Below are 11,721 nucleotides of genomic sequence, written 5' to 3'. Positions count from 1 at the left end.
GGGCGGGTGAATCGGTGCGGTCGTCGGCGGGTGCTCATCCGCCGCGCAGAAACCCGTGTTGGCGCATGCGCTCCAGCGTTTCCTCGCTCTTGGCCAAGCCGCCCAGTCCCATCGTTTCGAGGATGGGCTCGCTTTTCCCGAACAGGATCCTGGCGTAGGTGACGATCTCGATGCGGTTGCCCCAAGGGTCCAGGAAGCTCAGCGTGGACCCGGGCAGGATCTCGACGCCCATGCGCTGGAGGTTGGCGCGGACCAGCTCCTTGTCGTCCACCACCAGGCCAAAGTGGCGGTCCCGGTCCGCGGCCCGCGTGTCGCCCAGCGTCAGCGCGATGAACTGGTCGCCCATCTCCAGGGAGGCGAGTTCCTCGCCGGGGATGGGATGGGGCGCGTCGTCCTCGTACACCACATGGAGGTTCAGAAAGCCGCCATAGAAGGCGATCGCCTCGGCGACGTTGCCGACTTCGAGCGAGATGTGGTTGATGCCGACGGCGTTGGACTTGCGCATTTCAGCCATCACGGCTCCTCGGGGTTGGAATGGAGATCAGGCCGGCGTGCGATCACGCTGCAGCGCCTCGACGGCGCCGATCAGGCGCGCGCAGTGCGTGGGGTCGCCGACGGTGATCCGCGCCCAGCCAAAGAGCTGGGCGAGCGCAAAGGGCATGCCGATCAGAATCCCCTGCTCCTTCAGCCGGGACGCGCACAGCTCCGTTTCCTGGCCGGGGTCGAGCTCCAGCAGCACGAAGTTGGCCTGGGTGTCCTTGAAGCCGATCCCCAGGCGTGCGCATTGCTCCGCCAGATAGCGCTTGCCGGCGCGCACCGTGTTGCGGTAGTCCTCCAGGACCTCAGGGTGGTCCAGATGCCACTCCGCCACGATGGCCGTCAGCGCGCTGATTTCGTACAGCGAGCGGACCTTGTACAGCTCGCGCGCGATGGCCGGCGTGGAGACGAGGACGCCCAGCCGCGCGCCGGCCAGGCCATTGGCCTTGGACAGGGTGCGCACCAGCACCACGTTGCCATGGCGCTCCAGCAGCGGCAGATGATCGCTGTGGTCGCGCTCGCAGGAAAGATAGGCCTCGTCGATCACCAGCAGCACGTTGCGCCGGGCGAGTTCGGCCGCCATGTGCTCGGTTTCCTGCGGGGTCAGCGAGGTGCCCAGATTGCCGTTGGGGCTTTCGACCACGACCATCTTGGTGCGGCTGTTGACCCGGGCCAGCATCGCCTGCGCGTCGGGACGCCAGTCCTCCTCCCGCACTGGCACCCGGTCCAGCGTCGCCTCGAAGAACTCGGCGTAATGCGCGTACATCAGGAAGAAGGGCTGGTGCACGACGATGTGGTCGCCCTTGCCGATGCAGACATCGAACAGCGTCTTGATGCCCATGTCGGAACCATTGGTCAGCACGATCTGGTCTTCGCCGACGCCGACATGGGCGGCCATGCGCCGGTAGATCCGGCTCAGATCGGGATACGCGCTCAGCGTCTCCGGGCGTATGGTCGACAGCAGGCTCTCCAGCTGCTCGCGGCTGAGTCCGACGAGGTTCTCGTTCAGGTCCAGGCGCAGATAGTGCTCGCGCTGCGCGAGCTTGTCGCGAAAGTTGCGTCGCTCCGCGCCATAGACGCCCTTCTTGACGATGTGCGAGAGGTCGATCATGTGCGTGCTTTCGCTTAGGGACCGCCCGGACCCCGAGCGGACGCCACGAATCTGCGCCTGCCTGGCGGCGCATGCCACCTGCATGCCCTGGTAGGTGTTGGGCCCGGGCATTTCCTGCTAAACGACGGCCTTTGTCGGCCACCGCATGTCGATAGACGCAAGTCTTGGTTCGCCGGCCGCCAACGGCCCTCTAAGCTCGCCGGCCACGCCAACCCGCCGTCCTGGCCTCCACGCCGCATGCTGAAGATCCTGGTCCACGCCCTCGCCCTCCTCGTCCTGCTCTTGCTGGTCGCCCTCGTGGCGGCCTGGCTGTGGCTGCGCGCGCCCGACCGCCCGGCCGCCGAGCTGGAGCGCCAATACCTGAGCACCGACTCGCGCTTCGTGGCGCTGCACGGCGGCCTGCGCCTGCACTACCGCGACCAGGGCGATCCCTCACGCCCGGTGATCCTGCTGTTGCATGGCTATGGCGACTCGCACGCCACCTGGGAGGCCTGGGCGAAGCTGCTGAGCGACCGCTACCGCGTCCTCAGCCTGGACCTGCCGGGGCATGGCCTGAGCGCCGCGCCGCCGGGCTATCTGCTGGACGCGGACGCGCTCGCCGCGCTGGTGGTCGACGTCGCCGCGGCGCTGCGGCTGCCGCCCTTCGTGCTCGTCGGCAACTCCATGGGGGGCGGCGTGGCCTGGAAGGTCGCGCTGGCCGCGCCCGAGCGCCTGCGCGCGCTGGTGCTGGTCGCGGCGGCGGGCTGGCCCGCCAACACCCAGGGCCAGAGCCCCTCGCTGGCCTTTCGAGCGCTGCAGCACCCCATCGGGCGCTGGGTGCTCACGCGCATCGACAACAAACCGCTGATCGTCCAAGGGCTGAAGGCCCAGGTCCACGACCCCGGCCTGATCACCGACGCGCTGGTGCGGCGCTGGGCCGACTACCAGCTCTATCCCGGCCACCGCGCCATCCTCATGGCCACGCCGCCGGGCAGTCATGCACAGGCCACCGAGGAGAAGCTCGCCGCCATCGCGCAGCCCACGCTGGTGCTGCACGGCGAGCATGACCCGCTGATCCCGGTCGACAACGGCCGCCGCTTCGCCGCCGCCATCCCGGGCGCGCGGCTGATCACCTATGCCGACGCCGGCCACCTGCCGCAGCGCGAGATCCCGGCGCGCTCGGCCGCAGACCTGGCCGACTTCCTGGCCACGCTGCCTTGAAGCCTGCCCACCCCTCCTCCCGTTTCCCCTCTCTCGCCTCAGCCATGTCACAGCCTCCCGAATCGCTGGCCGCCTTCTGGCTGCCCTTCACCGCCAACCGACAGTTCAAGGCCGCGCCGCGCCTGCTGGCGCGCGCCCAAGGCATGCATTACTGGACGCCGGAGGGGCACCAGCTCCTCGACGCCGCTGCCGGGCTGTGGTGCGTCAACGCCGGGCATGCCAACCCGCACGTGGTGCGCGCGATCCAGCAGCAGGCCGCGGAGCTGGATTTCGCGCCGCCCTTCCAGGTCGCTCACCCCAAGGCTTTCGAGCTGGCGCGCCGCCTGGTCGGCATCGCCCCGGCCGGGCTGGATCAGGTCTTCTTCACCAACTCCGGCTCCGAGTCGGTGGACACCGCGCTGAAGATCGCGCTGGCCTACCACCGCCTGCGCGGCGAGGGGTCGCGCACCCGGCTGATCGGGCGCGAGCGCGGCTATCACGGCGTGAACTTCGGCGGCGTGTCGGTCGGCGGCATCGTGGGCAACCGCAAGCCCTTCGGACCGCTGCTACCCGGCGTGGACCATCTGCGCCACACGCACGACCCGGCGCGCAACGCCTTCACGCGCGGCCAGCCCCGCCATGGGGCCGAGCTGGCCGACGACCTGGAGCGCCTGGTCGCGCTGCACGACGCCTCCACCATCGCCGCGGTGATCGTCGAACCCATGGCGGGGTCCACCGGCGTGCTGCTGCCGCCGCTGGGCTATCTGCAACGCCTGCGCGAAATCTGCGACCGCCACGGCATCCTGCTGATCTTCGACGAGGTCATCACGGGCTTCGGCCGTCTGGGCGAGCCCTTCGCCGCCCAGCGCTTCGGCGTCACGCCGGACCTGATCACCGTGGCCAAGGGCATCAGCAACGGCGCCGTGCCCATGGGCGCGGTGCTGGTGCGCGGCGCCATCCACGACACCTTCATGCAGGGGCCGACCTCGGCCATCGAGTTCGCGCACGGCTACACCTATTCGGCCCACCCGCTGGCCTGCGCGGCGGCGCTGGGCACCTTGGACGCCTATGCCGAAGGGGCGCTGCTGACGCGCGGCCGCGTGCTCGAGCCGGTGCTGGAGCAGGCGCTGCATGGGCTGCGCGAGCTGCCCCATGTGCAAGACATCCGCAACCTCGGCCTGGTCGGCGCCATCGAGCTGGCGCCGCGTCCGGGCGAACCCGGCCGGCGCGGCTACGAGGTGTTCTGCGCCGCCTGGGACGCCGGCCTGCTGCTGCGCGTCACTGGCGACACGCTTGCGCTGTCGCCGCCGCTGATCGTCGAGCCCGCGCAGATCGAGCAGATCACCGCCATCCTGGCCGCCATCCTGCGCCGTCTCGCCTGAGCGCGCGCCTCTGCAGTCCATCGCCATGACCCTGCCCCGTCCCGGTCCCCTGAACCTGATCACCGACGTGCCCGGCCTGCGCGTCGGCCATGCCACCGACGACGCGGCACGCAGCGGCGTCACCGTGCTGCTGATGGAGGGCTTCTGGCCCGCCAGCGTCGATGTGCGCGGCGGCGGGCCCGGCTCGCGCGAGACCGAGGCACTCGCCCCCGAGAACCTGGTCGGCAAGGCCCACGCCATCGTGCTGGCCGGCGGCTCGGTGTTCGGCCTGGGCGCCGCCGATGGCGTCACCGCGGCGCTGTCCGCGCGCGGCCAGGGCTTGCGCCTCAAGCCCGGCGCCCCCGCGATCCCGCTGGTGCCGGCCGCGGTGCTGCACGACCTGGCCAACGGCGGCGACAAGCAATGGGGGCTGGAGCCCCCCTACCGGCGCCTGGGCATCGACGCGGTGGAAGCCGCGGCGCGCGAGTTCCCGCTCGGTCGCGTCGGCGCCGGCCGCGGCGCGATGGCCGGGCTCCTGCCCGGGGGCCTGGGCTCGGCCTCGATCGCGCTGGAGGACGGCCTGGTCGTCGGCGCGCTGGTCGCCGCCAATCCCATCGGCTCGGCCCTGATGCCCGACGGCCGCACCTTCTGGGCCTGGCCCTTCGAGATCGACGGCGAGTTCGGCGGCCAGCGTCCCGCGCCCGACCAGGGCGCGATCAGCGAGCCGGTGCCAGATCAGTCGCGCCTCGCCGCGCTGGGGCGCAGCCAGCCCGGCGCCAACACCACGCTGGCCGTGGTGGCCTGCAATGCCGACCTCAGCAGCGCCGAATGCAAGCGCGTCGCGATGATGGCGCAGGACGGCATGGCGCGCGCGGTGCGTCCAGCCCACACACCCTTCGACGGCGACACCGTGTTCGCCGTTGCCGGCGGCCAGCGGCCGGCCGGCAGCGGCGCCGCCCGCCAGGTCCTGGTGGGCCGCCTGGGCTCGGCCGCGGCCGACTGCCTGGCGCGTGCGATCGCGCGCGCCGTCTACCTGGGCGGGCTTCAGGCCGCCGCCAGGTCCGGGCACGGTGCCGGCTGAGCCGCCGCCCGCGCCAGCCGGCGCGCCGCGAGCGCGCGGTCCAGGTCGGGCGTGGCGGCCAGCAGCCGCCGGGTGACTTCGTGGCGCGGCGCGGCGAACACCGCCTCGGTGGCGCCGCTCTCCACGATGCGGCCCTGGTCCATCACGAAGACGCGCTGGCTGATGGCGCGCACCACCGCCAGGTCGTGCGACACGAACAGATAGGCCAGCCCCAGTTCGCGCGACAGCCGCGCCAGCAGCGCCAGCACCTGGGCCCGCACCGAGACGTCGAGCGCGGACACCGCCTCGTCCAGCACCACCAGCGCCGGCTCCGTGATCAGCGCCCGCGCGATCGCGAGGCGCTGGCGCTGGCCGCCGGAGAACTGGTGCACGTAGCGGTCGGCATCCGCGGCCCGCAGCCCCACCTGCTCCAGCAGCGCGGCCACGCGGTGCCGGCATTGCGCCTCGTCGGGCCGCCCGCCCGGGCAGCCGTGCAGCGGCTCGGACACCAGCTGCCAGACCCGCCAGCGCGGGTCGAAGCTGCCATAGGGATCTTGAAAGACGATCTGCACCGCGGGCCGCAACGCCGCCTCGCGGCCGCTGAAGACCTGACCCCGCAGCAGCACCTGGCCCGCCTGCGCCGGCTCCAGGCCGAGCAGGGTTCTCAGCAGCGTGGACTTGCCGCAGCCTGATTCGCCGACCAGGCCCACGGTCTCGCCGCGCCGCACCGACAGGCTGACCTCGTCCACCGCGCGCAGCCGCTGCGCCCGCGCGAACAGCCCGCCCGCGCGCCGGCGTTCGCGCACCAGGCCACGCAGCTCCAGCAGCGGCGGTGCCTCGGGGGGCGCCGGCTGCGGCGGCGGCTCGAGCCCCTGCAGGCGCGCGTGGCGCAGCAATCCGGCCGTGTAGTCCGAGGCCGGATGCCCCAGCACCTGCTCGGTCGCGCCCTGCTCGACCAGCCGGCCGCGGCGCAGCACGGCGACGCGATCGGCATGCTCGGCGACCACGGCCAGGTCATGGGTCACCAGCAGCAGCGCGCCGCCGTCCTCGCGCACCAGGCGCGTCAGCAGGGAGAGGACCGCGGCCTGGGTCGCCGCGTCGAGCGCCGTCGTCGGCTCGTCGGCGATCAGCAGCCGGGGTCCGAGCGCGATCGCGATCGCGATGGCCACGCGCTGGCGCTGGCCGCCCGAGAGCTGGTGCGGATAACGCTCCGGCCCGAACTGCGCGGCCGGCAGACCGGCGCGATCCAGCGCGCGGCGTGCCTGCGCCAGCGCCTGCGCGCGCGAGACCTTGCGATGCAGGCGCACGACCTCGGCCACCTGATCGCCGATGCTCATCAGCGGATTCAATGCCGTCATCGGTTCCTGGAACACCATCCCGATGTCGCGCCCGCGCAGCGCGTCCAGCGCGCGCTCGGGGCGCCCCAGCAGTTCCTCGCCGTCCAGGCGGATGCTGCCGCTGCAGCGCGCGCCGCGCGGCAGCAGGCCCAGCACCGAGAGCGCTGTCAGCGACTTGCCGGAGCCCGATTCGCCCACCAGCCCGAGGATTTCGCCCGGCGCCAGGCTCAGGTCCAGGCCATGCAGGATCTCGTGGGGCCCGAGGCTCAGCCGCAGGCCCTCGATCTGCAGCAGCGGCCGCGCGGAGGCGCGGGCCGGGGTGGGGTTGGCGCTCATGCGCGAGTCTCCTGGCGGCGCGGGTCGAAGCGGTCGCGCAGACCGTCGCCCAGCAGGTTGAAGCCCAGCACCGCGAGCACGATGGCCAGGCCGGGAAAGAGGGCCAGCGTCGGGGCCAGCGCGCTGAGGGTCTGGGCGTCGGCCAGCATGCGCCCCCAGCTGGGCTGCGGCGGCTGCGCACCCAGGCCCATGTAGGACAGGCCGGTCTCGGCCAGCAGACCCATGGAGAGCTGCACGCTCAGCTGAACCAGCAGCAAGCCGGCCAGATTGGGCAGCACATGTTCCAGCGAGATGCGCAGCGCCCCCTTGCCGGCGACGCGCGCCGCGAGCAGGAACTCGCGCGACCCCAGCGCCAAGGCGCCGCCGCGCGTCACGCGTGCGAAGACCGGCACGTTGAACACCGCGATCGCCAGGATGGCGTTGAGCGCGCCCGGGCCCAGCCAGGTCGTGGTCAGGATGGCCAGCAGCAGCGACGGGAAGGCGAAGACCAGGTCGTTGGCGCGCATGATCAGCTCGTCCACCCAGCCGCCGCGCGCCGCCGCCCACAGGCCCAGCGGCACGCCGGCCAGCGCGCCGCCCGCCACCGCCGCAAGCGCCACGCCCAGCGAGGTGGCCGCGCCCTGCATCAGCAGGGACAGCAGGTCGCGGCCCAGGTGGTCGGTGCCCAGCCAGTGGCTGGGGCTGGGCGGCCGCAGACGATCGGCGACGGCCAGCTCGGTGGTGCTCCACGGCGTCCAGAACTGCGACAGCAGCGCCAGCGCGAGCAGGCCCAGGCTCAGCGTCAGCCCCAGGGCCAGGCGTCCGTCGGGGCGACGCGCCGCGCTCATGGCCGGCCTCCCTGGGACGCCAGACGCGGATCGGCCGCGCGATAGGCCAGCTCGACGACGAAGGACACCAGCACCACGGCCGCCACCAGCAGCATCACCACGCCCTGCACCAGGATCAGGTCGCGCTGCACCACGCCCTGGAAGAGCAGGCGACCGAGCCCGGGCAGGAAGAACAGGTTCTCGATGATCACGGCCCCCGCGAGCAGGAAGGCACACTGCATGCCCAGCACGGTCAGCACCGGAATGAGCGCGTTCGGCAATGCATGCCGCCAGAGCGCGCGCCAGGCGCCCACACCCTTGGCCCGCGCGGTGCGCAGGTAGTCCTCGTGCAGCACCTCGATCAGCGCGCCGCGCAGCACGCGCGACAGGATGGCGGCCTGCGGCAACGCCAGCGCGAGCGCCGGCAGCGTCAGCGAGGCCAGACCGGGCCACAGCCCCTGGTCCCAGCCGGCGAAGCCGCCCGCCGGCACCCAGCGCAGGCCCACCGCGAACACCAGCACCAGCAGCAGGCCCAGCCAGAAGCTGGGCAGCGCGATGCCCAGCTGCGTCAGGCCGCTCAGCAGCGCGTCCAGGCGGCCGCCGCGCGCGTGCGCCGCCATCAGGCCGACCGGCAGGGCCAGCATCAGCGCCAGGGCCAGCGCATAGCCGGTCAGCGGCAGCGACACCTGCAGCCGCTCCCGCACCAATTCGCCGACCGGCACGCGGTAGGTGTAGCTCTGACCGAAATCGCCGCCCAGCAGGCCCGTCAGCCATTGGCCATAGCGTTGCAGCGCGGGCGCCGCCAGACCGAGCTGCTCGCGCAGCGCGGCCACGGCCTGGTCCTCGGCATTCAGCCCCAGCATGTAGCGCGCGGGGTCGCCCGGGGCCAGCTGCACCAGCGCGAAGACCAGCGCGCTGGACAGCGCCAGCGTCAGCAGCAGGCTGGGCAGGCGCCGCAGCAGCCAGCCCACACCGGCGCGTCGCAGCAGCCCCAGCGCGAGCAGCGCCGCGCCCAGCGCCAGCGCGGCCAGCAGCGCGTTTGCCAGCGGCTCGCGCCAGGCGCTGCCGGGCCCGCCCGCCGGACCGCGCGCGGACGCGGCGGCCGAGGCCTCCCACTGCGCGGCACCCAGCTCGATGCTGCCGCTGGCGTTGAAGCGCAGCCCCTGCAACCCGGTCTTGCGCACCAGCAGGCGCGGGTACTGGAACAGGAAGCCATTGGCCGCGTCGTCACTGAGCTGGCGCTGCAGGGCCTGCAGCAGCTCGCGCCGGCTGGCGCTGTCGCTGTGCTCGTCCAGCTGGGCCAGCAAGGACTTGAAGGCCGGGCTGCGGTAGCCGAAGTAATAGTCGTCGCGGCCGTAGATGTCGTAGTCCTGCGGCTCGGCGTGCACGACCAGCGACAGATCGAAGTCATGGCGCGTGAACACCTGGTCCATCCATTGCGACCATTCGAGGTTCTGCAACTGCACACGCACGCCGACGCGCGCCAGCTGCGCCGCGATGATCTCGCCGCCGCGGCGCGCGTAGGGCGTCGGTGGCAGCTTGAGCTGCAGCGCGAAGCCCTGTGCCAGGCCGGCCTCGGCCAGCAGCGCGCGCGCCCGCTCGGGGTCGTGGGCCGAGGCCGCGGTCAGGTCCACATAGGCCGCATGGCCGGGCGGGAAGTGGCTGCCTATGGGGATGCCATAGCCGAACATCGCGCCGTCGATCAGCGCCCGCCGGTCAATGGCATGGCTCAGCGCGCGGCGCACCAGACGCTGGTCCAGCGGCGCGCGCCGCTGGTTGAACACCAGCAGGGTCTCGCCTTCGCTGCTGCCGGCGCTGACCACAAAGCGCGGATCGGCCTTGAACTGCGCCAGGTTCTCTGGCGCCGGGAAATTGGAAAACAGGTCGACATCGCCGGCCATCAGCGCCGCGTAGGCCGCGGAGGGGTCGGCGATGAAGCGGTAGCGCAGCCAGGCCAGCGCGGCCGGGCCACCCCAATAGCCCTCATGGCGGCGCAGCTCCACCGCTTCGCCGCGCCGCCACGCGGCGAAGCGGAAGGGCCCGGTGCCCACCGGCGCGGTCTTGTTGCCGTCGGCGCTGGCCGGCGCCACCATCACCAGCGCGCCGCTGGCCAGGGTCTGCAGCAAACCGCCCGCGCGCCGCTTGAGCACGAGGCGCAGCCGCAGCGGGTCCAGCACCTCGATGCGCGCGATGGCATCGAGCGCGGCGCGCTGCGGGTTGAGCGAACCCGGCGCCCTCGCCCGCTCCAGCGCGAAGCGCGCCACCTCGGCGTCGAAGGGCGTGCCGTCGTGGAAGCGCACGCCGGGGCGCAGCCGGAAGTGGTAGCTGAGGCCGTCCGGCGCCACGTCCCAGTCCAACGCCAGGCGCGGCCGGGGTTCGCCGTCCTCGCCCATCCCCAGCAGCCCCTCGAACAGATTGCCGTGGACGATCTCGTTGATCGGCGCCGCCGCGCCCGCCGTGGGGTCCAGGATGGGCGGCTCCAGCTGCAGCGCGACGCGCAGGCCGGCTTCGCCGATCCGCTCCGCCGCGGGCGCCACGCCCGGCGCCAGCAACAAGGCCGCCAGCGCCAGCCAGGGCCATAGCCAGGACCGGCGCCAAGCCGCGCCGAGGGGCAGGTCCGCCATGCTCACGCCTCCCGATCCGCCAGCTGCGGCAGGCCCAGTCCGGCATAGACCCGAGCCAGCACGCGCCGGACCGGCGCGTCCCGAGGATCGACACGGCGGCGCGCCTCCAGCGCCTGCTGCACCGGCAGCAGCTGCCCGGCGCCCAGCTCGGCCTGCAGTTGCAGCAGGTGAAAGAGATCGCGCTGCGCGTGGCTGCCGCCGATGGCCGGCAGGCCCGGCAGCGCCTGGGCCAGGCGTTTGCGGGCCTCGTCGTGCGCGCCGCGCGCCAGTGCCAACAGGCCTTGCGCGGCCGGCACCGCGACCTCGGCCCAAGCCTCGCGGCTGTGCGCCGGTGCCTGCCCCGCCCGGGCTTCGATGGCCGCCCGCAGCGCATCGGCCTGCGGCCGGCCGGCGCGCGCCAGCCCGTACAGGTAGAGCAAGCTCAAGAAGGGTTCCACCGTGTCCTCGCCGCGCGCGGCGATGTGGTCGGCCAGGTCCTGCCAGCGCTCGCCGACATCCACGCCCGCCCATTCCAGCCGCGCCAGCAGCTGCACGGCGCCGATCTGGTCCTGCGAGTAGCTCTTGGAAATGCCCCAGACCTCGCGGTCGTAGAGGGCCAGCACCTCGGGCACGCGGTCGCGGGCGAGCAGGAACAGCGCCAGATGCCACCACAGATGGGTGTGCATGAAGGAGTTCAGCCCGACCCAGCTGTCGCGCACCGATTCCAGGAAGGCCAGCCCCTCCTCGACACGCCCCTGCGTCAGCAGCACATGGGCCAGCGCGTGCTGCGCCCAGGGTTCCTTGCGCTGCAGCGCGAGCGCGCGGCGCGCGGCGGCCTCGGCCTGGTCCAGCCGGTGGCATTGCTCATAGGCGAAGGCCGCCATGCCGTGGGCATGCGCCTGCTCCTGGTTGTCCGGCAGCACCGTCAGGATCGCGCGCAACATGGCCGGCGAGTCGCCACGGTTGAATGCCAGGTATTGCCGCAGCTTGACGATGAAAAGGTCGCGCGGGAAGCGCTCGCTGAGGGCCTCGGCCAGCGCCTCCACCTCAGGCAGCTCGCCGTCGATCCAGGCCTGCAGCAGGCGCAGGTGCTGGCGCTCGCGCCAGGCCGCCGGCTCCGCCTCTTCCGCGGCACCTTCCGCAGCCGCGGCTTTGGCGCGCGCGAAGTAGTGGCGCGCGCGCACCGGTCCTTCCGGAGACTCGAGGAACATCCACAGGCAGCCGGCATAGGCATTCGCCAGTGGCTCGTCGGGGTGCGCGTCGGCCAGCGCGAGGATGGCCTCGGCGCGCGTCTCGTAGGCGAGGAAGCCGCCGACGAAATCGTTCAGCCCGGCGACCACCTCGGGCGAGCGGCTGCGAAGGGGGTTGCCCAGATCGTCCTGGCTCATGGC

Annotated in this window: 9 protein-coding genes; 3 read left to right on the top strand and 6 right to left on the bottom strand. The window is 72.7% G+C overall.

The window, feature by feature from the left end:
* Nucleotides 1-34: 34 nt before the first annotated feature.
* Nucleotides 35-514 carry a VOC family protein gene (locus LZ017_RS15630; RefSeq protein ID WP_241397819.1) on the bottom strand — a complete coding sequence of 160 codons (480 nt, stop codon included), beginning with the start codon at nucleotides 512-514 and terminating at the stop codon, nucleotides 35-37.
* Between the two features lie 27 nt (nucleotides 515-541).
* On the bottom strand, nucleotides 542-1,648 hold the full coding sequence (locus tag LZ017_RS15625) for a histidinol-phosphate transaminase (RefSeq protein WP_241397818.1): 1,107 nt from the start codon (nucleotides 1,646-1,648) through the stop codon (nucleotides 542-544).
* Between the two features lie 237 nt (nucleotides 1,649-1,885).
* Between LZ017_RS15625 and LZ017_RS15620 the strand changes: the two genes are divergently transcribed.
* The 3 genes from LZ017_RS15620 to LZ017_RS15610 are packed head-to-tail and all read left to right on the top strand — an operon-like array spanning nucleotide 1,886 to nucleotide 5,269.
* Nucleotides 1,886-2,848, top strand: a complete 963-nt coding sequence (locus LZ017_RS15620) for an alpha/beta fold hydrolase (protein WP_241397817.1) — start codon at nucleotides 1,886-1,888, stop codon at nucleotides 2,846-2,848.
* Between the two features lie 44 nt (nucleotides 2,849-2,892).
* Nucleotides 2,893-4,209: an aspartate aminotransferase family protein gene (locus LZ017_RS15615; protein WP_241397816.1), complete on the top strand. Its 1,317-nt coding sequence runs from the start codon at nucleotides 2,893-2,895 to the stop codon at nucleotides 4,207-4,209.
* A 25-nt stretch (nucleotides 4,210-4,234) separates the two neighbouring features.
* Nucleotides 4,235-5,269, top strand: coding sequence for a P1 family peptidase (locus tag LZ017_RS15610; RefSeq protein ID WP_241397815.1), 1,035 nt, complete (start codon nucleotides 4,235-4,237; stop codon nucleotides 5,267-5,269).
* On the opposite strand, the gene LZ017_RS15605 is transcribed toward LZ017_RS15610, so the two are convergent.
* From LZ017_RS15605 to LZ017_RS15585, 4 genes are read right to left on the bottom strand one after another with little or no spacing between them, the layout of a single operon-like run.
* Nucleotides 5,233-6,921: an ABC transporter ATP-binding protein gene (locus LZ017_RS15605; protein ID WP_241397814.1), complete on the bottom strand. Its 1,689-nt coding sequence runs from the start codon at nucleotides 6,919-6,921 to the stop codon at nucleotides 5,233-5,235. The genes LZ017_RS15610 and LZ017_RS15605 overlap by 37 nt on opposite strands.
* A complete protein-coding gene (locus LZ017_RS15600) occupies nucleotides 6,918-7,748 on the bottom strand; it encodes an ABC transporter permease (RefSeq protein WP_241397813.1) in 831 nt (276 codons plus the stop codon). The genes LZ017_RS15605 and LZ017_RS15600 overlap by 4 nt, the downstream gene beginning before the upstream one ends.
* The gene (locus LZ017_RS22285; protein ID WP_308194080.1) at nucleotides 7,745-10,351 is read right to left on the bottom strand and encodes an ABC transporter substrate-binding protein; all 2,607 of its coding nucleotides are present in this window, start codon (nucleotides 10,349-10,351) and stop codon (nucleotides 7,745-7,747) included. Before LZ017_RS22285 ends, LZ017_RS15600 begins: the two co-directional genes overlap by 4 nt.
* A 2-nt stretch (nucleotides 10,352-10,353) precedes the next feature.
* On the bottom strand, nucleotides 10,354-11,718 hold the full coding sequence (locus LZ017_RS15585; RefSeq protein ID WP_241397812.1) for a tetratricopeptide repeat protein: 1,365 nt from the start codon (nucleotides 11,716-11,718) through the stop codon (nucleotides 10,354-10,356).
* Between the last annotated feature and the right edge of the window lie 3 nt (nucleotides 11,719-11,721).

Source organism: Pelomonas sp. CA6 (genome assembly GCF_022549225.1).
GTDB lineage: Bacteria > Pseudomonadota > Gammaproteobacteria > Burkholderiales > Burkholderiaceae_C > Roseateles.
This window is presented reverse-complemented; position numbering and strand designations above follow the sequence as displayed.